Source organism: Pseudomonas sp. Con_6, from assembly GCF_059379395.1.
The window spans coordinates 3,166,723-3,191,601 of sequence record NZ_CM182011.1 but is presented as its reverse complement, the minus strand read 5'-3'; the positions used below and the strand labels follow the sequence as shown (position 1 = coordinate 3,191,601).

Below are 24,879 nucleotides of genomic sequence, written 5' to 3'. Positions count from 1 at the left end.
TCTCGAGACCTTTCCATGCTGATGTCCCTGACCCTGCGGCCCCGCTCCGAGCGCAGCGGCGCCTGGTTGCGCCTGTGCGCGCTGGCCAGCCTGAGCTGCCTGTTGCTGCTGGCCGACGACTTTCTCCAGCAACTGTTCACCGGCAACAACCGCGCCGAGCTGGAAGGCGGCTGGGTCGCCGGGCTGTGGGTATTCTGCCTGGCCCTGTGGCTGTGCAACCTGCGCGTGGTGGTGGTAGCGATTCTTGGCCTGTTCGCGGTGATGCAGTTGTTGCAACTGGGCAACATCAGCTTCTTCGGCGAACCCTTGAGCGCCATCGATATCCGCGGCCTGCTGCACGAACCCGGTGAAGTGCTGCAAACCGCCCGCCATAGCCTGGGCCAGCACTGGAGCGCGGCGTTCAGCGTGCTGCTGCCCTATGGGCTGCTGATCACCCTGCACTGGCGGTTGCCCGGTCGGGTCGACCTGCCCGCGAGCCGCTGGGCCCTGGTGCTGATTGCCTTGGTGCTGCTGGCCAAGCCCTACCGCGCCACCTACCGCAACCTCGACTCCTTCACCCCCGGCCCGACCCGCAGCGGCCTGCACAACAGCCTCAATGCCTTTTCCGCCTGGGCCATGCGCCTGGCCTTCAAGACCGAAACCGCGTTGCCGACGGCGCCCTTCGCGCCCTATCGGCTCAGCCCGACTCCCAGCACCGCGAAGCATGTCTGGCTGGTGGTGGCCGACTCGCTGCGCAGCGAGCGCATGGGCGTCTACGGCTACGACCGCCAGACCACGCCGAAACTGCAACGCTACCTGGCCGAACACCCCGACGCCCTGGTGCGGCCGGGTGTCTCCGCGGGCGTGGCCACCGACGTCAGCCTGCCCTACCTGCTCAACCCGATCCGCGAGCCGGGCCAGGATCACCTGCTGCGTGAAGGCCAGGTCAACCTGTTCCGCTTCGCCCGCGAGGCCGGGATGCGCACCCACTGGATTTCGTCCCAGGAGTCACGCCTGCTGGCCCATCTTGGCAGCCGCTACCTGGATGTCTCGATCACCCGCGAGGATCATCCGTTGCGCTTCCTCCGGCGCCAGGACCATGCCCTGCTGGACATCCTCGACCAGCAGCGGTTCGGCCAGCGCAATTTCGTCGTGCTCAACCTGCGTACCGCCCACCTGCCCTACGCCCAGAACTACGTGCATCAGGACGGCATCCGGCCCTGGCCGGACCAGGGGCCGCAAGGTCAGGCCAATGCTTACGACAACTCGATCCACTACCTCGATGGCCTTCTGGAAGAAGTGATCGCGCGCTTCGACCGTCTCGAAGGGGAGCGCTACCTGGTCATCACCGGCGACCATGGCCAGCGTCTGGGCGAGGACGGTAAATGGGGGCACAACGATTTGGTACCGGAGGTCAGCGATGTACCGGTAATCGTGCTCAGTCGCGAAGCGCCGCGCCAGGCCATGGACGCGCTGACACCGGAGCGCTGGATCAGCCATTACGAAATCGGCAAGTGGCTGGCAGCACGGCTGGGCACGCGGATCGACAACCCGAACCTGCGCAAGGACGAGCATTTCGTCCATGGCAAGTTGCTGTTCAGCGACAACTTCATCCAGCCGGTGTGCGAGACCGACCGGGGACTGGTGCATCTGCCCCCGGTGCAGTTGAGTGAATGGTTGCTGGCAGCAGACCAGAGGCGGTGCGAGCAGAAATTGTGAGCCGCGCTGTCATGCAACCGGCGGTGCTTTTTCGGCCGTACGACCAACCGATTGATAGGCCAGCGCGGCCATGAACAGCACCGCGAACAGCAGCACTATCGTGGGCGCCGGGGCGCTGTCGAGGAAGAACGAGAGATACACCCCAAGGAAGGCGCTGCCGATGGCGATCACCAGCGAAACCCACAGCATTTGCCGTAGCTCCCGGGTGATCAGCGCCGCAATGGCACCAGGCGCGATCAGCAATGCAACGGCGAGGATCACCCCGGAGGCCTTCAGAGCCCCCACCACGGCCAGCGAGATCAGGCACAGCAGCCCGTAATGCAGCCAGCCGGTGCGCAGCCCGACCGCATGGGCCTGAATGGCGTCGAAGGTGTACAGCATCAGGTCCTTCCACTTGGTCGCGACCACCACCGCGGTCAGCAAGGCGATGGCGGCGCACAACCCCATGTCCTCGCGGCTGACGCCCAGGATGTCGCCGAACAGGATATGGTCCAGGTGCACGCTGGACTCGATCTTCAGGTAGAGCACCAGCCCCAGCCCGAACATTCCCGAATACACGATGCCCATCACCGTATCCTGCTTGATCCGGCTGTTCTGCTTGAGAAAACCCGTGGCAACGGCGCAGAAGATCCCCGCGAGGAACGCGCCGATGGCATAGGGGATCTGCACGATGTAGGCGATCACCACGCCCGGGAATACCGCGTGGGCAATCGCATCGCCCAACAGCGCCCAACCCTTGAGCACCAGGAAGCAGGACAGCAGCGCCATGGGGATGGCGATCAGAACGGCGATGAACAGGGCATTGACCATGAAGTCGAAGCGAAACGGCTCCAGCAGCAGCTCGATCACGCTCATGACGCCACCTCCAGTGCGTGCCGTGCCCGGCGCCGGGCCGCCAGCACGCCATGCTTGGGCGCCAGGACGAAGACCAGCAGGAAGACCAGGGTCTGCAGCACGACGATGACCCCGCCGGTCGCACCATCCAGGTAGTAGCTGATATAGGTGCCAGCCAGGCTGGTCAGCGTGCCGATACCGACGGCGATCACCAGCAGGCGCGGGAAGCGGTCGCTCAGCAGGTAGGCCGTGGCACCGGGGGTGATGACCATGCAGATGACCAGGAAGGCGCCCACCGTCTGCAAGGCCGCGACAGTCGAGGCCGACAGCAGGGCAAAGAACAGCAGCTTCAGGCGCTCAGGCCGGATACCGATGGCGCGGGCCTGGTTCTCGTCGAAGAAGGTCAGCATCAGGTCGCGCCATTTGGCCAGCAGCACGGCCAGGGTCACCAGGCCGATGATCGCCAGTTGCAACGTATCGCCGGGGGTGATCGCCAGGATGTTGCCCAGCACGATGGTCTGGATATTCACCGAAGTGGGCGACAGCGACACCATGAACAGGCCGAGCCCGAAGAACGAAGTGAAGATCATGCCGATCACCACATCCTCCTTGAGCCGGGTCCGGCGCTGCAGGAACAGCAAGGCCGCCGATGCCAAACCTCCGGCGAAGAAAGCCCCCAGGGAAAACGGCAAGCCCAGCATGTAGGCGCCGGCCACACCGGGGACGATGGAATGGGACAGCGCATCGCCGATCAGCGACCAGCCCTTGAGCATCAGGTAACAGGACAGGAAGGCACAGACCCCGCCCACCAGCGCCGACACCCACATGGCATTGCGCATGTAGCCGTAGGCGAAAGGTTCCAGCAGCAGTTCAATCACGGTGGGCCTCGTTATCGCTGTCGTCTTGCCGACGGGCCGGCACACCGTCGCGCAGGATCAGCGGGCGCTCGTCGTCACTGAACACGCTCACCCCCGGTTGCAGTTGCTCACTGCCCTGGATCAGCGCGAAATGCCGCAGCACGCCGCCGAACGCCCGCTCCAGATTGTCCCGGGTATAGACCTCGTCGGTAGGCCCATGGGCCAGGACCGTGCGCTTGATCAGCACCACGCGGTCGCAGAACTCCGGCACCGAGCCCAGGTTGTGGGTCGACACCAGCATGATCCGGCCTTCCTCGCGCAGTTCGCGCAGCAGTTGGATGATCTGGTCCTCGGTCTTCACGTCGACGCCGGTAAACGGCTCGTCGAGCAGGATGATGCGGCTGTCCTGAGCCAGCGCCCGGGCCAGGAACACGCGCTTGCGCTGGCCGCCGGACAGCTCGCCGATCTGCCGCTTGCGCAGCGCGCTCATGTCCACCCGCTCCAGGGCGGCATTCACAGCCTCATGATCGGCGCGACGGGCGATGCGCAGCGGGCCCATATGGCCGTAGCGGCCCATCATCACCACATCCTCGACCAGTACCGGGAAATCCCAGTCGACCTCCTCGGCCTGCGGCACATAGGCCGTGTGCTTCTTGCGCATCGCCTGCTCGGCCGGCATGCCCAGCACGCTGATGGAACCTGCCGCCAGGCGGACCAGGCCCATGATGGCCTTGAACAGGGTCGACTTGCCCGAACCGTTGATGCCGACCAGCGCCGTGATGGTGCCGTGGGGCAGTTCGAAGCTGGCGTCCTGGAGCGCGGTGTGGCCATTGCGATAGGTCACCGTCGCGCCCTTGACGACGATGCCGGGCTCAAGCGTTGCGGCCTTCATGGCGCGAGTCTCGGCGGGCGTACTGAGAGGGTTCATGGGGTTTTCGCCTCGCTCAGGCCGCTGGCAATGGTCTCGGTGGTCACCCGCAGCAGGTCGAGGTAGGTCGGTACCGGACCGTCGCTGGTGCTCAGCGAGTCGACATAGAGCACACCGCCATAGTGAGCGCCGGTCTCGCGGGCCACCTGCTGCGCGGGTTTGTCAGAGACGGTGCTCTCGCTGAACACGGCTGGAATGCTGTTGGCCCGTACCGTATCGATGACCTGGCGTACCTGCTGCGGCGTGCCCTGCTGGTCGGCGTTGATCGGCCACAGGTAGAGCTCCTTCAGGCCGAAGTCACGGGCCAGGTAGGAGAACGCGCCCTCGCTGCTGACCAGCCAGCGCCGGGCGGGCGGGATCTGCTCGATGCGGGCGCGGATCGGCGCGGTAGTGGCCTCGATCCGTGCCTTGTAGGCCTCGGCATTGCGCGTGTAGGTCTCGGCATGGGCCGGGTCATGGCGCACCAGCGCGTCGCGGATGTTGTCGACGTAGATCCCGGCGTTGCGCGGTGACATCCAGGCATGCGGGTTGGGTTTGCCGGTGTAGGGGCCGGCCGTGATGCCCATGGGCTCGATACCCTCGGAGACCACCGCGCCGGGCACCTGGTCCAGGCGCTGGAAGAACTTCTCGAACCACAGCTCCAGGCCCAGGCCGTTCCACAGGATCAACTGGGCGCCCTGGGCACGACGCAGGTCGCCCGGGGTCGGGGAATAGTTGTGGATTTCTGCACCGGGCTTGGTGATGGACTCCACCACCGCGGCATCACCGGCCACGTTCCTGGCCATGTCCGCAATGATGGTGAAGGTGGTGACGACCTTGAACGGCTCTGCAGCGCCAGCCGGCGCGGCGAGCAGGAGCACACTGAGCATAACGCCTAGCAGGTGCGCTGACACTGAACGGGACTTGCTTGTATCGAACATCCGTCACTTCCGCTTGAAGTCAGAGGAAACGGCCGGTTCACGGTGGAGATGCCATTTTTATCCAGAACCCGGATCAGGCCGGGGTTCTGTCAATTGGCTTTGTGTATCGGAGTATGGAGAGCCGTCACGGGGATGGCAAACCCCATGAGGATTGGCAGCGCTCGACAAACCGCTGCCAAGTTTAAGAAACTAGGCCGCCTCAAGCCGGCTCGAACAATGCCGCCGTGCCCAGAATGTTCCCACCGAGGCTCAGGATGTCCGCCACCCCGCTCAACATCAACGCTCTGCCCGACCACTGCAAGACCCTGCTCTACGTACTGGCAATGTCATTCCCAGGCAAAGGGAAAACCTCGCTGGCCAAGTTGCTGCGCTCCCTGGAGATCCGCAACGACAAGGGCAGGCTGCTTGACGCCAACACCCTGCCTGCGGAGCTGGAGTGGCTGCAGGAGCAAGGCTGGGTCGAAGTGGAAGAGCGTCGCGAAGGGCAATATTTCATCGTGCCCCCGCAACGGCGCAATAGCGTTTTGCTGAGCCTGTTGAACGACGCCGATGGACCATTGCGACTGCAGCAGATCAGCGACAGCTTGCCCCCGCTTACCCAATGGCAGGTACCTGGCAAGCCAAGGGCAGTACAGGAGCTCTGGCTGGACCTGTTCAACGGCGACAGCCGCCGAGTGGAGCACTCACTGAACATGACGGCCCACGTGTTGTCCATGAAAGAATGGGCCGCCCAGCACCCCATGCAGCTTTTGCAGTCCGATCCAGCCGGTATCCAGGTATTCGGCTACCTGGACGACACGGTGCGCGGGATGCTGCTGGAGGATCACCTTCTCCTGACCAACTTGGTCCTGGGCCCGGCCAGCGGCAGCTATGCATTGGCCCAAGAGGAAATGACCATCGCGCCGAACCCCGGCCTGGCCCTGCAATTGATCGAGCAGGCACTCTGGCGCGCCGACTGGAAGGTGATGCAGGACTACGGCGAAGAGGACTATTCGCTGATCGTCCAGACCGTGCAGCGGATGCTCGCCGGCCAACCCCATGAAGCCTTGCAACTGCTGCGGGCCTGGCTCACCCATCAACGCCGGGAGACCAAGAAACGCAAGATCGACCTGCCACCACTGCTCAACGCCCTGTATTGCCTGGCGCTGATCGCCGAGAACGACAGCCAGCACCACGCCGCACTCAAGCAGGCACTGGTGCTCGGCGAAAAAGAAAACTACGGCAGGGCCTATGGCGTACTCCTGAAGCTGTTCGAGCAATTGCAAGGCAATAAGCCGGAGCTGTCGTACCTGCGTCCGGCCGAGCTCAATGGACTGGATGGCCTGCTGCTCGCCCTGGCCTTGTACTGGCTGGATACGCCTTTTGCACGCGAGCACAGCTGGCGCACGGCGCTGGAAGACTACCGGGGTGTACTCGTAGAGCAGGACTACGCCTGGCTGGCAGCGGAATTCGATGCCCTGATCGCAGTGCAATTCGACGTGCCACGGCGCCTCGATGACCTCCACCAGCACGCCGGTTTGAAACCCCTGGTCTCGCTGCTCCAGCGCCAGGAAGCCTGGCAGCACGCCCTCAGCGCCCTCAGCCAGCTCAAGCCCGCCAGTGCACAGGCCACCACGACGGGCAAGAAGACCAGCCGCCTGGCGTGGCTGTTGAACCCCCACAGTTACTCCAGCAAGCTCGAACCCCGCGAACAGAAACTCGGGACCAAGGGCGTATGGAGCAAAGGCCGCCCCGTGGCACTGAAACGCCTGCTGGAGGAAGGCGACAGCATGGACTTTCTCTGCGAGCAGGACCGCCAGGCGATCAGCATGATCCAGGCCAACCAGTCCTACTACTCCAGCGCCGATTACGAATTGCCGCTCGGCGTGGGCCTGCCCAGGCTGATCGGTCATCCGGCGCTGTTCTGGCACGACGCCCCGGACGTGCCTGTCGACCTCCAGGCAGGCCACGCCAGCCTGCACCTCGAGACGCGGAACGGGCAGATCCATCTTCACCTCGAGCCACAGGGGATCGCCACCGCCGACACCTATTACCTGCACCCGCAAACGCCAACTCGCCTGCTGATCTACTCGGTCAACAGCGACCTGCGTCACATCGCCAAAATCATCGGCGATGGACTGAACGTACCGCCCTCGGGGAAAGCGCAGTTGCTCGAGGCCGTCAGCGCCATCGCCCCGCTGCTGCCGATCCATTCGGACCTGCCGGAACTCGCGGTGCACCTCGAGCAAGAACCCGCCGATACCCGCCTGTACGCACATTTGCTGCCGCTTGCCGAAGGACTGCGCCTGCAACTGCTGGTGCGCCCCCTGGCCGAGAGCAGTTGGTTCCGCCCCGGCCACGGCGCGCAAAACGTGCTCGGCGAGCGCGACGGCAAGCCGTTGCAGGTTTCCCGTGACCTAGCGGGCGAACGCCGGGCTCTGCAACAAGTGCTGGATGCCTGCCCCGGTCTCGCCAACGCCAACAGCGATGGCCAGGAATGGCAGCTGGACCAGCCCCAGGATGCCTTGCAGGTGCTTGGCGAACTGCATGCGGTGGACGGCAACCTGCTGCACTGCGTCTGGCCGGAAGGCGAACGCATGCGCATCAAGGGCCGCCTGAAGCCGGACGCGCTCAAGCTCGGTCTGCGCAAACAGGGTGACTGGTTCGTCCTGCAAGGCGAGGTCGCCTTCGACGACGGCAAGGTGCTGCAACTGCGCCAGTTGCTGGAGTTGCTCAAGGCCAGTCCCGGCCGTTTCCTCAAGCTCGACGAGCGCGACTGGCTGGCGCTCGATGACACGCTGCGCAAGCGCCTGGAGGAACTGGCGCGCGTGGCTGACCGGGTCACGGACCAGGGCCTTCGCCTCAGTCCCTTGACCACACCGCTGCTGGCCGGGCTGGCCGCAGAGGTGGGCGAATTCAAAGCCGATAAAAGCTGGCAGGCGCACGTGGAAAAACTGGAGTCGCTGCGTGACTATCAGCCCCGGCTACCCCGTACCCTGCAAGCCGATCTGCGCGCCTACCAGCATGAAGGCTTCGTCTGGCTGGCCCGCCTGGCCGAATGGGGCGTCGGTGCCTGCCTGGCCGACGACATGGGTCTGGGCAAGACCGTACAGCTCCTGGCCCTGCTGCTGCAGCGCGCCGCAGGGGGGGCGCAACTGGTGGTGGCGCCGACCTCGGTCACCCTCAACTGGCAGGCTGAAGCCCGGCGTTTCGCCCCGCACCTGAAACTGCATCTGTATCAGCAAGCGCGCAATCTGGCTGACCTCGGTCCCGGCGATGTGGTAATCACCAGTTATGGCCTGTTGCAGCAGGACAGCGAAGCCTTCGCCGCCTCTCACTGGCACAGCATCGTGCTGGACGAAGCCCAAGCCATCAAGAATGCCCAGACCAAACGCTCCCAGGCTGTAATGGCCTTGCAGGCCGATTTCCGTGTGATCGCCACCGGTACCCCGGTGGAAAACCACCTGGGCGAGCTGTGGAACCTGTTCCGCTTCATCAATCCGGGGCTGCTCGGCAGCCAGGACAGCTTCAACAGCCGTTTCACCACGCCGATCGAACAGGGCGATGCCGCCGCCCGGCGGGCACTCAAGACGCTTATCCAGCCCTTCATCCTGCGCCGCCTGAAAAGCCAGGTACTCGACGAACTGCCCGCCCGCACCGAGATCACCTACAAGGTGCCGCTTTCCGACGAGGAGTTTCATCTCTACGAAGCCCTTCGCCAGCAAGCGGTCAGCAATGTCGCCGAGATGGCACCCGGGACCGGCAAGTCCTTCCAGATCCTCACGGAAATCACCCGCCTGCGCCGGTTCTGCTGCCACCCGTCGCTGGTGGTGCCAGAGTCGGATCTGCCAGGGAGCAAGCTTCAGGCCTTTACCGCGATCACCGAAGAGTTGCTGGACAATGGCCACAAGGCTCTGGTGTTCAGTCAGTACGTCGACCAGTTGAACATCGTGCGTAAATGGCTCGATGAAACAGGCATCGCCTACCAGTACCTGGACGGCAGCGTGCCTGCCAAGGAACGGGAAAGCCGGGTCAACGCCTTCCAGGCGGGCGCAGGCGAGATATTCCTTATCAGCCTGAAAGCCGGCGGCAGCGGCCTCAACCTGACCGCCGCCGACTATGTGATCCATCTCGACCCCTGGTGGAACCCGGCGGTGGAAGACCAGGCCAGCGACCGCGCCTATCGCATCGGCCAGCAGCGCCCCGTGACCATCTACCGGCTGGTTGCCGAGAACACCATCGAAGAGCAGATCGTCGCGCTGCATTCGCGCAAGCGGGACCTGGCCGACAGTCTGCTGGAGGGGGGTGAAGTCAGCGCCAAGCTGGATGCCGATGCGTTGTTGGCGCTGCTCGCTGGCGCGCAATAGCGGCTCTACGCACACTCTGGGGGAGCGGACTCACCCGCGATTGCGATAGTGAATTCATCGACGCAATCGCGGCGGTCCGGCGATCCGGTGAACCCGCGCCAACAGGGTCCGCGTCGATCATTCGACCTATGGAATGACGCGCTCCATCTGTCCCGCCACTGTAGCGCCCGATGCAACACCTGTAGCGCTTGCCACACCCCGCCCTGCTCGCTTGCTTAACACGCCAGCGCCCGCCTTCAAAGGGCTCCAGCCCTGTTGTCACGCCCTGGCACACCCGTTGCTCCTGTCCCGTTGCGAAGCGAACCGACCTCGCCACTAATAAGAACAGGATCGACCCCATGAGACAGATTGGCCCCGCCTCCCTTCCCCTGAAATGCCTGGCTGCCGCAATGTTCCTGAGCCTGGCCAGCGTCCCCGCCCAGGCCAGCGAAACCCCCGCCAATGTCGACGCCAAGCGTTTGATCGCCGCCGACCAGGAACCCGGGAACTGGATGAGCACCGGACGTACCTACGACGAACAGCGCTATAGCCCCCTCAAGCAGATCAGCGACCAGAACGTCGGCCAGCTCGGCCTGGCCTGGAGCTACAAGCTCGACCTCGACCGCGGCGTGGAAGCCACGCCGATCGTGGTCGACGGGGTGATGTACACCACCGGCCCCTTCTCCGTGGTCTACGCGCTGGACGCGCGCAACGGCAAGCTGATCTGGAAGTACGACCCGCAATCCGACCGCAACCGCGCCGGCGAAGCCTGCTGCGACGCGGTCAACCGCGGCGTGGCGGTGTGGAAGGGCAAGGTCTACGTCGGCGTGCTGGACGGACGCCTGGAGGCTATCGACGCCAAGACCGGGCAACGCGCCTGGTCGGTCGACACCCGGGCCGACCACAAGCGCAGCTACACCATCACCGGCGCGCCGCGGGTGGTCAACGGCAAGGTGGTGATCGGCAACGGCGGCGCCGAGTTCGGCGTGCGTGGCTATGTCACCGCCTACGATGCCGAGACGGGCAAGGAAGCCTGGCGCTTCTACACCGTGCCCGGCGATCCGAAGCTGCCGCCGGAAGGCAAAGGCATGGAGATCGCCGCCAAGACCTGGCACGGCGACGCCTTCGTCGAACAGGGCGGTGGCGGTACGGCCTGGGATTCGTTCGCCTTCGATCCGGAGCTGAACCTGCTGTACATCGGCGTCGGCAACGGCTCGCTGTGGGACCCTAAATGGCGCAGCCAGGCCAAGGGCGACAATCTGTTCCTGTCCTCCATCGTCGCGGTGAACGCCGATACTGGCGAGTACGTCTGGCACTACCAGACCACCCCCGGCGACGCCTGGGACTACACCGCGACCCAGCACATGATCCTCGCCGAGCTGCCCATCGACGGCAAACCGCGCAAGGTGCTGATGCAGGCGCCGAAGAACGGCTTCTTCTACGTGATCGACCGCGCCACCGGCCAGTTGCTTTCGGCCAAGGGCATCGTGCCGCAGAGCTGGACCAAGGGCATGGACATGAAGACCGGCCGGCCGATCTTCGATGATGAAGGCGCCGCCTACTGGAAGGACGGCAAGCGCAAGCTGGTGACCCCGGCCTTCTGGGGCGCCCATGACTGGCAGCCGATGTCCTATAACCCGAATACAGGCCTGGTCTACATCCCGGCCCACATCATGTCGGCCTACTACGAGCACATCCCCGAGGCGCCCGCGCGCAACCCGTTCAAGAGCATGTACCAGCTGGGCCTGCGTACCGGGATGATGCCGGAGAACGTCGACGGCCTGCTGGACATGGCCAAGACCTGGTCCGGCAAGCTGATCGCCTGGGACCCGGTCAAGCAGCAGCCGGCCTGGGAAGTGCCCTACGTCACCATCTTCAACGGCGGCACCCTGAGCACCGCAGGCAACCTGGTCTTCGAAGGCAGCGCCGATGGCCGGGTGATCGCCTACGCCGCCGACAGCGGCAAGAAACTCTGGGAGCAGCCGGCGGCCAGTGGCGTGATGGCGGCGCCGATCACCTACACAGTCGACGGCGAGCAATACGTGACCTTCATGGCCGGCTGGGGCGGCGCCTTCTCCACCTTTGCCGGCGCCCTGTCGCTGCGGGCCGGGGTGCAGCCGTTCTCCCAGGTGCTGACCTACAAGATCGGCGGCACGGCCAAGCTGCAGGAACCGGCGCCACGTCCCGACACGCCGAAGCCACCACCGCTGAGCAGCGACGTCGCGGCCATCGAGGCCGGCGCCAAGCTGTATGACGGTTACTGCTCGCAGTGCCACGGCATCCACGCGGTGAGCGGCGGCGTGCTGCCCGACCTGCGCAAGCTGACGGCAGAGAAGCACCAGATGTTCCTCGGCATCCTCTATGGCGGCCGTGTACCCGACGGCATGCCGTCCTTCGCCGATGCCTTCACGCCCCAGCAGGTCGAGCAGATCCACCAATACCTGATCAAGCGCTCCCACGACCTGGTCAGCGAAGGCGACGCCTGGAAACAGTTCAGCAGCAAGCACTAACCCCCTCCGACAAGAGAGACGCGGACATGAGTGAAAGCCTCTACCAGAACTACATTGCCAATGCCTTCGTCGCCAGCGACGAGCATCTCGAAGTACGCAACCCGGCCAACGGCCAGTTGCTCGGGCGCGTGCCCCAAGGCAACGACGCCGATGTCGACAGGGCCATCGCCGCGGCGCGCCAGGCGCAAAAGGCCTGGGCTGCGCGCCCGGCCATCGAACGCGCCGGATATCTGCGCAAGATCGCCGCCAAGGTACGCGAGCATGCCGAGCGCCTGGCCCGGACCATCACCGCCGAACAGGGCAAGGTGCTGGAGCTGGCCCGGGTCGAGGTGAACTTTACCGCCGACTACCTGGACTATATGGCCGAGTGGGCCCGGCGCCTGGAAGGCGAAGTGCTGAGCAGCGACCGGCCCGGCGAAAGCATCTTCCTGCTGCGCAAGCCGCTGGGAGTGGTGGCCGGGATCCTGCCGTGGAACTTCCCGTTCTTCCTTATCGCGCGCAAGATGGCGCCGGCGCTGCTGACCGGTAACACCATCGTCATCAAGCCCAGCGAAGAAACCCCGATCAACTGCTTCGAGTTCGCCCGCCTGGTGGCCGAGACCGACCTGCCGACCGGCGTGTTCAACGTGGTTTGCGGTACCGGCGCCACGGTCGGCAACGCCCTGAGTCGTCACCCGGGCATCGACCTGGTCAGCTTCACCGGCAGCGTCGGTACCGGCTCGGCGATCATGGCCGCCGCCGCACCGAACATCACCAAGCTCAACCTCGAACTGGGTGGCAAGGCACCCGCTATCGTGCTGGCCGACGCCGATCTGGAGCTGGCGGTCAAGGCCATCACCGCTTCCCGGGTGATCAATACCGGGCAGGTGTGCAACTGCGCCGAGCGGGTCTATGTCGAGCGCAAGGTGGCCGATGCGTTCATCGAGCGCATCGCCGCGTCCATGGCCGCCACCCGCTATGGCGACCCGCTGGCTGAGAGCGGGCTGGACATGGGGCCGCTGATCAACCAGGCAGGGTTGGACAAGGTCGCACAGATGGTCCGTACCGCCACCGGGCAAGGCGCGCAGGTAATCACCGGTGGCGCGGTGGCCGACCTGGGCCAGGGTTTCCATTACCAGCCGACGGTGCTGGCAGGCTGCTCGGCAGGCATGGAGATCATGCGCAAGGAGATCTTCGGGCCGGTGTTGCCGATCCAGATCGTCGACGACCTGGACCAAGCCATTGCCTTGTCCAATGACAGCGAATATGGCCTGACCTCGTCGATCTACACCCGCGACCTCAGTGCCGCCCTGCACGCCACCCGCGGGCTGGATTTTGGCGAGACCTACATCAACCGGGAGAACTTCGAAGCCATGCAGGGCTTCCATGCCGGGACGCGCAAGTCGGGGATCGGCGGAGCGGATGGCAAGCATGGGTTGTATGAGTACACCCATACCCATGTGGTGTATATCCAGGCTTGAGGATCAGCTGGCTTTTGGGGCTGCTTTGCAGCCCCAATCCGGTTCACAGACGATCGTTGGGCTGCACCAGGTTCTGCTTTTTCATCTGCCGATAAAGCGTCGAGCGCGCAATGCCCAACTCGGCCGCCGCCGCACTGATGTTCCAGCGATGACGACGTAACACCGTCACCAGGTCCGAACCTTGCGGTGCGTCCGGTACAGCACCCTGCAACAGTTCAGCCGGCAGGCAATCCAGATCAATGATCCCCTCCTCCGCCAACGCCATCGCATAACGCAAGGCATTGAGCAGTTGCCGGATATTCCCGGGCCACGGCGCATCCACCAGACACTGGCGGGCCTGCGCAGTCAGCTGCATGCCCTGCCCTTCATCCAGGCTGTCGAGCAGCCCGTCAATCAGTTGCCCCCGATCACTACGCTCACGCAACGGCGGCAGATGCAGCGTCATGCCATTGAGGCGGTAGAACAGATCCTCGCGAAAATCCTTCTCCCGCAACATCCCCTGCAAATCCTGGTGCGTGGCGCAAACCACCTGGATATCCAGCGCCACCGGCGCCGGCGCGCCCAACGGTGAGATCTCGCGCTCGGCCAACACCCGCAACAGGCGGGTCTGCAGGTGCGCGGGCATGTCGCCGATCTCGTCGAGAAACAACGTGCCGCCATTGGCCAGTTCCAGCTTGCCCTTCATGCCCTTCTTGCCAGCACCGGTAAAACTACCGGCGTGATAACCGAACAGTTCGCTCTCGATCAGGCTCTCCGGGATCGCCGCGCAATTGAGCGCGACGAAGGGCCCGGCCTGGCGCGCGCTGGCCTGGTGGATGGCACGGGCGAAGGCTTCCTTGCCGGTGCCGGTTTCGCCGGTGACAAGGATGGCGATGTCCTTGTCGATGACCTTGCGCAAGCGGCGCACTGTCTGTTGCAAATGCGGGTCGGCGCCGGCCAGTCGATCCAGATCGGGGTGACGTGGCCGCTGCGCCCTGGGCGCGGATCTTGATGCCGGGGCCGGCCGGCTCAGGGCCGAGGGACTGCGCAGGCTGACATCCAGCAGCGCTTCATCCTCCGAGGCGCGCAAGCGCAGACCGCGGGCGCCGCCGTGGGTGAGGCGCAGCAATTCGTCGACACCCATCGGTAACAATTGCTCGATCGCTGTGCCCAGCAGACTACGACCGTCAGCCCGCTCATGAGCGCTGAACGCGGCGTGGTTGGCGCCGATCACTCGGCCGTTTTCATCCACCGCCAGCAATTGCTCGTTGGCCAGATCGGCGATCTCGTCGATGGGCTTCAGCGAGAGCGTCAGGCGATCGCGGTAGCTCTGGCGGAAGTGGGCGTTCTCGATCAGGCGGGCGTAGAGGATCACCAGTTGCAGGGTCAGGTATTGGCTTTCCTTGGGGCCGTCGCTGTCCAGGCAGGTGGCATTCAGGCAGCCCTGCAACTGGCCCTGGGCATTGAAGATCGGCGCGACGGAGCAGCTCAGACGGGCGTTGGCGGTGAGGAAGTGTTCCTCGCGATGGATGATCAGCGGCTCGGCTGCCGCCAGGGTGGTGCCAATGCCGTTGGTCCCGGCGATGGACTCGTCCCAGCGCGCGCCTACCACCAGGCCGGAGCGGATATACGGGTCGTGCTGGCGCGGCAGGCGGGCATCCAGGGTGATGCCGTGGGCGTCGCTCAGCAGCACTGCGAAACCCGCCGGCACCACGCGACGGGCCAGGCCGCTGACGCCCTGGCTGGCAATGTCGAGGTACTGCTGGTGCTGCTCCTGGTGACGGCGGATATCGTCAGCGCAGAGGATATCCAGGCGGGTGGCAGTGGCGGGATCGAGCCCGTGCTGCATGACACTGCGATACCAGGACTGGGCGATCACCCGGTCCGGACGGATCCCCCGGCCGGGGAAATGTTCGGCGACGAAGGCAGCGAGTTCGCTCGGATGGGTCTGTGTGCCGGGCCGGGTCATGAAAGGCTCCCTATAGCGTGCCACTTCGCAGCGGTGGCACGGCGATCTTGTTATGGGCGCGGCGGCGCGTGGCCGCCAGGGGCTCAAGATAGCCCCTGGAGCGGGAGAGCGCCATGACCATTGACTAGCCGCCCTTCAGGGTCACCGGCTCAAGCCAAAGGCAACGACAAGGTCGCAGCCATCCCCCCGCCAGGCCTATTCTGCAGGTGAACACGCCCACCGAGACGGTCGATGATGGTGGTGACGATGGACAACCCCAGGCCGGCGCCATTGGGGCTGTTGCGGCTGTAGAAGCGCTCGAACACGCGAGAAATCTCCGCCTCTGCGATACCCGGTCCTTCGTCTTCGACGATCAGTTCGAAGCACCTGTCCAGGCGCCTGAGCAACACGGTTATCCGTCCTCCCGCAGGCGAGTGCTCCACCGCGTTGGACACCAGGTTCTGCAAGGCAATGGTCAGCGCACAGGCATCGACAGCCAGGTGGTGATCGCCCTCGCCAATATCCAGCGAGGGCTCGAGCCCGCGATCGAGTATCCAGGGCGTCAGCTCGGCCAGGGTGTCGGTGACCATCTCCGCCAGGTCGACCTCGGCCGCCGGACGCTGCCCCAGTCGGGGCTCGACACGAGCCAGCGTGAGCAACTGGTTCACCACCCGGGTCAACCGGTCGACCCCACCGATCAGAAAACCCAGCGCCTTGTGCCGCTCCGCCTCGTTAACGGCCTCCAGCGCGTTCTGGGCGTGCAGGCGTAATACCGCCAATGGCGTGCGCATTTCATGGGCGGCATCGGCAATGAAGCGATGTTCACGCTGCAACAGGTCGTCGATCTGCGCCAGCAGCCGGTTGATCGCCGCCTGCATGGGCTCTAGCTCCGCGGGCAGCGGCGCCAGGTGCAAGGGATCGAGGGATTCGGCATGACGCGCGCGGATCACCGCGGCCATGTTCTGCAACGGGCGCAAACCCCAGCCAATCGCCACCCAGACAAGCACCACCAGGGCCAGGCTGCCGAGCAGGAACGGGAACAACGTATGGCGCACGATCCGGTCGATCAGGTCGAAACGCACGTCGTCGCGCTCTCCCACCCAGATGGTCCAGTGCTGTTCCGGCACCGGCAGCACGAAACCACGCCACTGCTGCTCGTCACTGGAAAAGTCGGAGAACCCCGGGGCAGTCGGTGGCGCCGCGAACCGGGGAGCGCTCGCGGTATGGACGAGCAACACGCCCCCCTCCCCCCACACTTGAAAAGCCAGCTTGCTCTCGTAAGGATGGCCAATCCGATGATGACCGGCCTGGTTCAGTGCCGCGTTGAACGCCTGGTACATCGCGTCCCGGGAGCCATTCTGCACCGGCATGCTCATCACGCCCTGCAACAACCGCGCGTTCTGGGCCAGGTGTGCGTCGTACACCTCGTTAATTTCATGGCGGCTGTCGTGGTAGTTGTAGAGCGCCAACAGGCCGTTGCCCAGCACCAATAACAGCATCACCCGCCACAGTGTACGCTGGCGCAGCGAGCTCATGCCTTGACCTCGACCAGATAGCCGATCCCGCGCACCGTGCGAATGAGGCCGTTGAACAGCTTCTTGCGCAGATGGTAGATGTGCACTTCAAGCGTATTGCTCTCAGGCTCTTCGTCCCAACCGTAGAGCAACTGGGTCAGGCGCTCCCGGGTGAAAACCTTGCCGGGCTGGGCCAGCAGCTCATGCAACAGCTGGTATTCCTTCGGCGTCAGTATGACTTCGCTGTCCTGGTAGTGGACCTGTTGGGTGGCGGGATCGAGCACCACCCCTGCATGTTCGATCAACACCTTGGCACGCCCGGCACTGCGCCTGAGCAAGGCGCGCAAGCGCGCCTTGAGTTCGTTCAGGTCGAAGGGTTTGACCAGATAGTCATCGGCACCCGCATCCAGCCCCGTGATGCGGTCCTCCAGAGCGTCCCGCGCCGTGAGGATCAGCACCGGCAAGCTGTCACCACCGGCCCTGACCCGCCGAAGCAGTTCGATGCCATCCAGTCGTGGCAGGCCAAGGTCCAGTATCGCCAGGTCGAATGTTTCATGCTGCAACGCATGCAAGCCGCTGGCACCGTCACGCAGCCAGTCGAGGGTATAGCCCTCCTGGCGCAAGCCGTCGCAGATGCCTTCTCCCAGCGCGATATCGTCCTCAACCAGCAGCAGCCTCATGATCAGTCCTGTTTGTCCTTGATGGCGGAGAGTAAAGCATTGATATCGCCGCGCCGGCCCTGGTCGGCCAGTTCACGCCCTGGCCGCGGTGCAGCCTGCAACGCCTTGTGCAAGGCGGCGCTGGCTTCAGCGTAGCGCTTGTGCCGGTAGAGATGATCGGCCCAGAAGTAGTTGCTGTCGATACCCTCGGGGTTGATCTGCAGCGCCTTGCGCAACAACTGGTCGGCCATGTCTGCATCACCGAAACCGATCGGCCAGCCAGGTACCTGGTCATACAGCGTGCCCAGGCTGGTGTAGGCCGAGCCTTGCAGGGCATTGGCATCCAGCTTCATCGCCGCCTCCAGGCTGGCCTTGGCCGCCTTGACCTTGCCCAACGCCCCCAGGCCGCCAACGGCGCCTGCCCAACTGCTGTTGATGATGCCTTCCCAGATCAAGGGTTCAGCCGTACCGGGGTACTGGCGAACGAACAGGCTGGCATCGCCGGCAAGCTTTTCGAATGCATCGGCCCGGCGTTCTTTCGGCATTTGATACTGGATCTGCGCCCAGCGCAGCTGGATGTCGCTGAGGCGCTGGGTTGCAGGCTGGTCCAGTGCCCAGGTGAACGGGGCGAAGGCCAGCAGGCTGGCGATAATCAGGCGCTTCATTTGCTTGACTCCTTGGAATGGCTGCCGATGTAGCGGCGAATGACAGGCAGTTGCTTGCGCAGCGCGCGATCGACCACGCCGGGCAGCATGCCGTTGATCCTGACGAACAGCTTCTCCGGCCATCCCAGGTAAAGTTCGCTGCGCTCGGACTGCACGGCCGCAAGCACGGCCCGGGCAACATCGGCAGGGTCGTCCATGCCGACTTTCAGGGCCTGGTTGAGTGCGTTCGCGGCACTGCTGTTCATGCCCGTGCGGGTCGCCCGTGGCGCGGCGTACAGGACATCCACCGTGGTGTCGGCCAGCTCGCGGCGCAGCGCTTCGGAGAAGCCTCGCAAGGCGAACTTGCTGGCGCAGTAGGTCGCATAGCCGGGGTAGCCGATGGAGCCATAGGTGGAGCCGACATTGACGACCAGCGCCTTGGGTTGCTCGCGCAGCAGCGGCAGGCAAGCGCGGGTCAGTTGCAACGGTGCCTTCAGGTTGATGTCCAGCAACTCGTCCAGCGCGTGCTCGTCAAGGTGGTCGAGCAAGGCGAAGCGGTTCACTCCGGCAGCGTTGATCAATACATTGATCCCGCCGATCTCGCGTGCCCGGCTGACGACCTGTTCACGACCTTGCGGGGTACGCAGATCGGCGGTCTGCCAGTGCAGCCGATTCGGGTAACGACTCATCAGGCTCGCCAACTGACCCAAGCTCCGGCTCACCGCCAGCACCCGGGCGCCAGCCGCGCACAGCTGCTCGGCGAGCTCCAGGCCGATGCCACCGCTGGCACCGGTCAGCACCACCACCGATTCAGACAAGCGCATGCTGCACCTGCGCCTGGCTCGCACGTGGCAGGCCTTCGAACATCTCGGTATACAAGCGGTACACCACCTTGGCGGCATGTATCACCGCGCGGCGATCGTCGACGTCGTCCAGGCGGTCCATCAGCCCCTTGTAGGTCACCATATGGCCCTGGTCCAGGGCGCCATGGGAGCTCAGGTAGCTGAACGCGGTATCCGGCAGCCCCAGGCTGGTCTGGATCGAACCGGCAGCGTGGGTGGCCAGGGCAATGCTGGTGCCCTCCAGGACGTTGACCATGCCGAACAACCCCACCGGGTTACCTCGGGCAATAAGGTCGTAGAGGTAAGCCACCATCAATTCGATGGACAACGCCGGCCGGCCATCCCGCACCGCTTCCCAGTCGCCGCCACAGGCCCCGATATCGTTGAGGATCCACTGTTCGTGGCCATACTCCTCGTCGATGTATTCGCACACCGCACCGCGCAGCCACTCAAGGCGTGCAGGCAGGCGCGCGCCGCAGGCCATCATCAGCGGCACGGTATGGCGCACATGGTGGTAGGCCTGCGTGAGGAAGGCGATGTAGCTGTCCCGGCTGACCTGGCCGACCAGGGCCTCGCGGATCACCGGCACGGCGAACAAGGCTTGGCGTTCCTGGGCGGTTTGCAACTGAAGGGTGTCGAAAAAAGACATGGCGAACCTCACGACGGAATGTCGGACAAAAGGGAGTGATAACGCTGCACAATGGCCTCGCGGCGCAGCCGCCCGTTGGCGGTCAGGGTGTGATCGGTGACGCTCAGGGGACTGGGCAGGCGCCGCCAGGCATGCACCCTGGCGTAGTCGGGCAATGTCGCATTGCTGCGCTGCACGGCCTGTTCAATGGCCTCATCGCTTGACGCCGGGTCCAGCGGCCAGAGCAAGGCCAGGTTGTGCGGCAGTCCTTCACCCTGGACGAACGCCTGGGCGATCACGCCGCCCTGGGTCAGCTCGGCTTCCACCCACTCAGGGTTGACGTTGCGTCCGAAGCTGGTGATGAACTGGTGTTTCTTGCGCCCGTTCAGGTACAGGTAGCCGTCCTCGTCGAAGTACCCGAGATCGCCGGTCGCCCACCAGGTCGACGGTGCGGGCGGATCGCCCAGATAGCCGAGCAGCACCGAGCCGCTGACCAGAACCTCGCCGTCCTCGGCGATGCGCACCTGTACATGGGGCAATGGCCGGCCGACGCTGCCCGGGCGCACTGCCCCCGGCCGATTGAGCGCCACCACCGATGCACACTCCGACAGCCCATAGCCTTCGAACACCGGCAAGCCCACGGCCTCGGCCCGTGCCAGCAGGCTGGGCGACACCCGTGCCCCACCGACTGCGACGAAACGTAGCGGGCCGACCTGTGTCAGTCCTCGCTCGATGGCCGTGACCAGCCCCATCAACAGTTGGGGAACCAGGATCAGGCTCTGCGCCCCGCTCAGGGCGATAGCCCCCAGCAAGCGCCGGAAATCGACCTGACTGGCGCCGCCCATGCCCAGGTTCGCCTGGGGATACAGCAGCACGCTGGCCCCTGCCATCAGTGCCGCATAGACCCCCAGGTTTTCCAGCAATACGCCCAGTGGCAGTACCGCAAGGTAGCGCCGGGGCTCGGTGGGCCGGCTGGCCTGCTCCAGTTCATGGGCAACCCGCAGCATGGTGTCCGCGCCCAGGCACACGCCTTTGGGCGTCCCCGTGCTACCGGACGTGTAAGTGATCTTGGCGGTTCCTTCAGGCAGCGTCACCGGAGCGTCCGGTTCGCGCACCCAGAAACCGTCCTGCCCGATGAAGCCCAGTTGGCTGAACGTACCCTCCCAGGCCTGCTGGCAGAGCACCAGGCGTGCGCCACACTGTTCGACGCAATGTTGCACCTGCGACGGACTGAAGAACGTCGGCACGATCACACAGGCCCGGCGCGAGACCAGTGCCGCCAGGTCCCAGAACAACAGTTCAGGGCCGTTATCCAGCACCATGACCAGCACACCTGGCGGTCGCGCCTCCAGGTCCTGCGCCCGTTTCCACACCTCGGCGAGCAGTTGCTTGTAGGTGAATCGCTCGTTGGCGCCCTCGACGGCCAGGGCATCACCGTGCTCCCGCCCATGAGCGAGCAGCAACTGTTGGAAGCGCTCCAGTTCATGCGGCATGGCCGGTCTCCTCGCCCAGAGCCGGGAAACCAAGGCGGCGAAACACACCCGCGGTGCTGAGTCGCTCGAAACCCTGATGAATCTCACCGACGAACACTTGCGGGTGCTGGGCGTAGTACTGCCCCCACTGTCCGGCAGGCTCGTCCAGCCGCGCAGGATCGGCCGGCGCCAGCACGGTGGGCACCAGCCCCAGGCGCTGGAAGCTGTTGATCAGCGTGGCCGCCCCGGTAAACGCCACCCATTCCAGGCCGCGCGTCGCCAGTAGCCACGTCACGGCAGTGATCATGATCCGCGCGCTGCCGGCGCTGAGTGAGGCCAGGTTGCCGACCTCGACCATGCACTCCCGCGCCTTGGGCACGTTCGCCACACGTGAGATGGCGTGTTCCAGAGGCTCGTCCAGGTAACGTTCGAGAAACAACGGGCCACTGCTGGCCGGGCGCATGCCCGCCGCAGCGATCAGTTGTCCGTGGCTGTCCCGCAGTGCCAGCAATTCCGGCAAGTAATGGTGGACATCGGCTTGGTGTACATCAGCGAAGCATCGATGAATGAAGTGCTCGAGCTCACCCCGGCCGGGATCGTCCCACAGATGCAAGGACAAGCGGGCGTGATGGTCAGCATGGGTGCCGATAGGCAATGGGAGCAGGCTGCTCCAAAGGCTTTGAATCATGGATCTCCCCCCGATTGGGTTGGTCGGGGGGAGTATCGATGGTGAATCTGAAGGGAGTCTGAAGAGCGCCGGACCGAGGCGGGATCTCAACTCCGCCGGCGCGCCTCCACGGCATTGACCAGCAGCATGCCAGCCAGCATCGCCGCCACGAACAGCCAGGCTTGCCAGAATCCGCCAGCCAGCAGCACCAGTGCCGGACCCGGGCACACGCCTGCCAGCCCCCAGCCAACACCGAAGACCAGGCTCCCGCCTACCAGCCGGCGATCGATATCACGTCGCTCTGGCAACCGCATCTTCCCGCCGAGCAATGCCACGGCGTGTCGCCGGGCCCAGGTCATGAGCAGGAAAGCAGCGCCGATGGCCCCGACCATGACCAATGCCAACGACGGGTCCCACTGCCCGGCGATGTCGAGAAAACCGAGGACCTTGGCCGGATTCGCCATGCCGGACAGCAACAGGCCCAGGCCAAACAGGACCCCGGCCATGAAACCACTGATCCGCTTCATATCAGGCACCTGTCAGTACATGCCGAAGGAAATAGACGGTGATGAACCCCGCCGCCATGAAACAGAGCGTCGCCACCGCCGAGCGCGGCGACAACCGCGACAGGCCACAGACCCCATGGCCGCTGGTACACCCACTGCCGTAGCGTGTGCCGATACCGACCAGCAAGCCGGCGCTGATGAGCAGCCAGGGCGAGGCCGCGAAATCGACGGGGGACAACGTCGAGAACAGGTGCCACAACAGCGGCGCGGCGATGATCCCGAGCAAAAAGCACACCTTCTCCCCGCGCCCGTCTTCGCTGCGTTGCAACAACGAGCCGAGCAGGCCACTGATCCCGGCTATACGCCCGTTCGCCACGGCGAACAGCCCGGCCGCCAAACCGATCATGGCGCCTCCAGCCAACGCCGACCATGGGGTGAAATCGTTCATGCTGACTCCTTATCGAATACGCAGGCCAAACCTCTGCCCAGCCCCAGGCACCTGCTTTGGAGAAGCAGGCTGGGCAGGACGTGGCGATGATAGTGCCACCCTCCAGATAAGTGCACTCGCGTGCTCCCTTTCCGTCATCGCCCGGATGGAACATCGGTGTCGGGCCGTTTCTTGACAATGATCAAACCCGTTCCAGGTCCACCACCGACACTGGTGCTCCCTGGTCAATCGATGTCGAGGAAATCGCAATGACTCCCACCGAGACTTCCCCCCTACCCTCTCCCCAGTTTCCGACGCCCGCAGGCGAGCACTGGATCGAAGCCCTCGAGAATGGCACCCACGTGCTGGTCAGACCGCTACGCGCCAAGGACCGGCAACGGGAAAAGAACTTCATCGAACGGCTCTCCCCCCAGTCGCGGCACTTTCGCTTCCTCTGCCAGGTCAAGGAGCCCGGCAAAGCCATGCTCGATCAGCTGATGCAGGTCGACCAGAACCGCCAGGCCGCCTTCATCGCCCTTGCCCACGAGAACGGCGAATTGCAGGAAGTGGGTATCGCTCGCTATGCCGCTGTCGACAACGCCGCCTGCGAGTGCGCCGTGACGGTCCTCGACAGTTGGCAACATCACGGACTGGGCCGATTGCTGCTCAAGCACCTGACCGATCATGCCCGGGCCAAAGGCTTCCAGCAGATGTACTCGATTGACTCCGCAGCCAACCAGCCCATGCGTGACCTGGCCAAGGCGGCAGGTTTCACCACAGCCAGGGATCCGGATGACCCGAGCCAGGTCATCCACCGCCTCGCACTGGTTTGATCTGCGACCGCCGTGCAAGCCCCCCCAGGCGCGGCGACGTCCCCGGACTGGCAGAGATCGGCCCACGAAAGCCTTCGCGCGCCAATACCGGCAGGTACCCGCTGTGGTCGAGGTGGGCGTGGGTCAGCACCACGGCATTCAGCGCCCGCAAGGCAGGAGATAACGGCGCCCAATTCACCAGAAACCGCGTACCGCCATGGGTCAACAGGAACTTGCTGCCTGTGACGGTGCCAGTGCCACCCAAAAAGGTCAGTTGCATGACTGCGGTTCCCACGCTCCGGCCTCGTCCGGGTGTACCGTCAACACATTGCAGGGTGGATGGCTGACGATACGCTCGGTGGTATCGCCCAGCAGCTTGGCCAGTCCTTTGGGCTGCTCGACGCCCATCACGAGCGTATCGATTTCCAGGGCGAAAACCTGCTTACGGAGCACCTGCACCGGGCTGCCTTCAATGAAGTGTCTGCAATCGGGCGCAACGCCTTCTGCATCGGCAAGCTCGTTGAAGGGCTCCCGCACTGCTTCACGCAGCTCGCCGAGCCATGCCTCGGTCACATTCACATCGGCAGCAATGACTCCGGTCAGGTCATAGGCCGAAAGCAGGTGCAGTTGTGCATCACACTGCAAGGCCAATGCCCGGGCGGCACGGATCAGTCCACGATTGAAGTGCTCTTGCACGGTTGGTGTCTCGCTGAACGCTGTATCCACAGCAATGAGGATGCGTCGGGGTAACGAGACGGCCGCTTTCGGGACGAACTGGACCATGCCCTTGAAGCCCCGCATCAAGGCAACGTCCAGCGGGCTGCCGAACAGCCGGCGTAGCGTAGAGGCAGCCTCACTGTCTTTGATGACCATATCGGGCTGCAATTGGCTGATGTAGTCGATAGCCTCGCTGCACAGATCGTCGACTTTCAAGGTGTCGACCGTCAGTGTGACGCCACTGCCACGGTGGCGCTCGCCCCATTCCGCCAGTCGAACACGATACTGGCCGTACTGGCGCTCGATCTCAGCGTTGCTCAGCCGTTCTTCACGCAGCAAGTGCTCCTCGCAAGGCTCGAACAGCCCCAACACATGCACGCGGGCACCGCTGACATGGGCCAGGGCAAGGGCGCTGCGCAGCGCGGCGGAATGCGGGTTGACGTCGGTGAGCAACACCAGCAGTTGTCGATATTGACCCATGGTGAACCTCCGGGCGTGCGCCACTGGTGTGTGATGCAAGCACTATTCCGTG

Annotated in this window: 20 protein-coding genes and 1 pseudogene; 5 read left to right on the top strand and 16 right to left on the bottom strand. The window is 64.5% G+C overall.

The genetic code is table 11. From position 1 onward, the window contains the following. Positions 1-15: 15 nt before the first annotated feature. Complete coding sequence (locus AC5QPF_RS14250; protein ID WP_494963833.1) at positions 16-1,698, top strand: sulfatase-like hydrolase/transferase; 1,683 nt, start codon at positions 16-18, stop codon at positions 1,696-1,698. A gap of 9 nt (positions 1,699-1,707) precedes the next feature. Here AC5QPF_RS14250 and AC5QPF_RS14245 read toward each other — a convergent pair whose 3' ends face one another. From AC5QPF_RS14245 to AC5QPF_RS14230, 4 genes are read right to left on the bottom strand one after another with little or no spacing between them, the layout of a single operon-like run. Further along, the gene (locus tag AC5QPF_RS14245) at positions 1,708-2,553 is read right to left on the bottom strand and encodes an iron chelate uptake ABC transporter family permease subunit (RefSeq protein ID WP_494963832.1); all 846 of its coding nucleotides are present in this window, start codon (positions 2,551-2,553) and stop codon (positions 1,708-1,710) included. Continuing rightward, complete coding sequence (locus AC5QPF_RS14240; protein ID WP_494963831.1) at positions 2,550-3,410, bottom strand: iron chelate uptake ABC transporter family permease subunit; 861 nt, start codon at positions 3,408-3,410, stop codon at positions 2,550-2,552. The genes AC5QPF_RS14245 and AC5QPF_RS14240 overlap by 4 nt, the downstream gene beginning before the upstream one ends. Further along, a complete protein-coding gene (locus tag AC5QPF_RS14235; RefSeq protein WP_494963830.1) occupies positions 3,403-4,317 on the bottom strand; it encodes a manganese/iron ABC transporter ATP-binding protein in 915 nt (304 codons plus the stop codon). The genes AC5QPF_RS14240 and AC5QPF_RS14235 overlap by 8 nt, the downstream gene beginning before the upstream one ends. Continuing rightward, positions 4,314-5,237, bottom strand: a complete 924-nt coding sequence (locus AC5QPF_RS14230) for a metal ABC transporter solute-binding protein, Zn/Mn family (RefSeq protein WP_494963829.1) — start codon at positions 5,235-5,237, stop codon at positions 4,314-4,316. The genes AC5QPF_RS14235 and AC5QPF_RS14230 overlap by 4 nt, the downstream gene beginning before the upstream one ends. Before the next feature lie 254 nt (positions 5,238-5,491). Here AC5QPF_RS14230 and AC5QPF_RS14225 point away from each other — a divergent pair, with 254 nt between their 5' ends. The 3 genes from AC5QPF_RS14225 to aldA all read left to right on the top strand — a co-directional run bounded on the left by AC5QPF_RS14225 (position 5,492) and on the right by aldA (position 13,532). Continuing rightward, positions 5,492-9,583 (top strand): SNF2-related protein, encoded by a 4,092-nt coding sequence (locus AC5QPF_RS14225; RefSeq protein ID WP_494963828.1) that lies wholly within the window; start codon positions 5,492-5,494, stop codon positions 9,581-9,583. A gap of 338 nt (positions 9,584-9,921) precedes the next feature. Then, positions 9,922-12,072 carry a PQQ-dependent dehydrogenase, methanol/ethanol family gene (locus AC5QPF_RS14220; protein ID WP_494963827.1) on the top strand — a complete coding sequence of 717 codons (2,151 nt, stop codon included), beginning with the start codon at positions 9,922-9,924 and terminating at the stop codon, positions 12,070-12,072. A 26-nt stretch (positions 12,073-12,098) separates the two neighbouring features. Then, positions 12,099-13,532, top strand: coding sequence for an aldehyde dehydrogenase (gene aldA, locus AC5QPF_RS14215; RefSeq protein WP_494963826.1), 1,434 nt, complete (start codon positions 12,099-12,101; stop codon positions 13,530-13,532). A gap of 43 nt (positions 13,533-13,575) precedes the next feature. Here the strand turns inward: aldA and AC5QPF_RS14210 are convergent, their stop codons facing one another. The 10 genes from AC5QPF_RS14210 to AC5QPF_RS14165 form a co-directional block, all read right to left on the bottom strand. Continuing rightward, complete coding sequence (locus AC5QPF_RS14210; RefSeq protein WP_494963825.1) at positions 13,576-15,480, bottom strand: sigma 54-interacting transcriptional regulator; 1,905 nt, start codon at positions 15,478-15,480, stop codon at positions 13,576-13,578. Positions 15,481-15,629: 149 nt separating this feature from the next. Next, positions 15,630-16,994 (bottom strand): ATP-binding protein, encoded by a 1,365-nt coding sequence (locus tag AC5QPF_RS14205; RefSeq protein WP_494963824.1) that lies wholly within the window; start codon positions 16,992-16,994, stop codon positions 15,630-15,632. Next, positions 16,991-17,653, bottom strand: coding sequence for a response regulator (locus tag AC5QPF_RS14200; RefSeq protein WP_494963823.1), 663 nt, complete (start codon positions 17,651-17,653; stop codon positions 16,991-16,993). Before AC5QPF_RS14200 ends, AC5QPF_RS14205 begins: the two co-directional genes overlap by 4 nt. 2 nt (positions 17,654-17,655) lie before the next feature. Beyond that, on the bottom strand, positions 17,656-18,297 hold the full coding sequence (locus tag AC5QPF_RS14195; protein ID WP_494963822.1) for a hypothetical protein: 642 nt from the start codon (positions 18,295-18,297) through the stop codon (positions 17,656-17,658). After that, on the bottom strand, positions 18,294-19,100 hold the full coding sequence (locus AC5QPF_RS14190) for an SDR family oxidoreductase (protein WP_494963821.1): 807 nt from the start codon (positions 19,098-19,100) through the stop codon (positions 18,294-18,296). The genes AC5QPF_RS14195 and AC5QPF_RS14190 overlap by 4 nt, the downstream gene beginning before the upstream one ends. Beyond that, a complete protein-coding gene (locus AC5QPF_RS14185) occupies positions 19,087-19,767 on the bottom strand; it encodes an iron-containing redox enzyme family protein (RefSeq protein ID WP_494963820.1) in 681 nt (226 codons plus the stop codon). Before AC5QPF_RS14185 ends, AC5QPF_RS14190 begins: the two co-directional genes overlap by 14 nt. Positions 19,768-19,775: 8 nt before the next feature. Next, complete coding sequence (locus tag AC5QPF_RS14180) at positions 19,776-21,239, bottom strand: AMP-binding protein (RefSeq protein WP_494963819.1); 1,464 nt, start codon at positions 21,237-21,239, stop codon at positions 19,776-19,778. Continuing rightward, positions 21,229-21,906: a thermostable hemolysin gene (locus AC5QPF_RS14175; protein ID WP_494963818.1), complete on the bottom strand. Its 678-nt coding sequence runs from the start codon at positions 21,904-21,906 to the stop codon at positions 21,229-21,231. The genes AC5QPF_RS14180 and AC5QPF_RS14175 overlap by 11 nt, the downstream gene beginning before the upstream one ends. An 86-nt stretch (positions 21,907-21,992) precedes the next feature. Beyond that, a complete protein-coding gene (locus AC5QPF_RS14170; RefSeq protein WP_494963817.1) occupies positions 21,993-22,412 on the bottom strand; it encodes a DUF6691 family protein in 420 nt (139 codons plus the stop codon). Between the two features lies 1 nt (position 22,413). Next, positions 22,414-22,839 carry a YeeE/YedE family protein gene (locus tag AC5QPF_RS14165; protein ID WP_494963816.1) on the bottom strand — a complete coding sequence of 142 codons (426 nt, stop codon included), beginning with the start codon at positions 22,837-22,839 and terminating at the stop codon, positions 22,414-22,416. Between the two features lie 248 nt (positions 22,840-23,087). On the opposite strand from AC5QPF_RS14165, the gene AC5QPF_RS14160 reads away from it, so the two are divergent. Continuing rightward, positions 23,088-23,651 carry a GNAT family N-acetyltransferase gene (locus AC5QPF_RS14160; protein WP_494963815.1) on the top strand — a complete coding sequence of 188 codons (564 nt, stop codon included), beginning with the start codon at positions 23,088-23,090 and terminating at the stop codon, positions 23,649-23,651. A gap of 37 nt (positions 23,652-23,688) precedes the next feature. Here AC5QPF_RS14160 and AC5QPF_RS14155 read toward each other — a convergent pair. Next, positions 23,689-23,910 (bottom strand): annotated as a pseudogene (locus AC5QPF_RS14155) (MBL fold metallo-hydrolase); the annotation flags it as partial. Next, positions 23,901-24,827, bottom strand: coding sequence for a universal stress protein (locus tag AC5QPF_RS14150; protein WP_494963814.1), 927 nt, complete (start codon positions 24,825-24,827; stop codon positions 23,901-23,903). The gene AC5QPF_RS14150 and the pseudogene AC5QPF_RS14155, both read right to left, overlap by 10 nt. Positions 24,828-24,879: the final 52 nt, after the last annotated feature.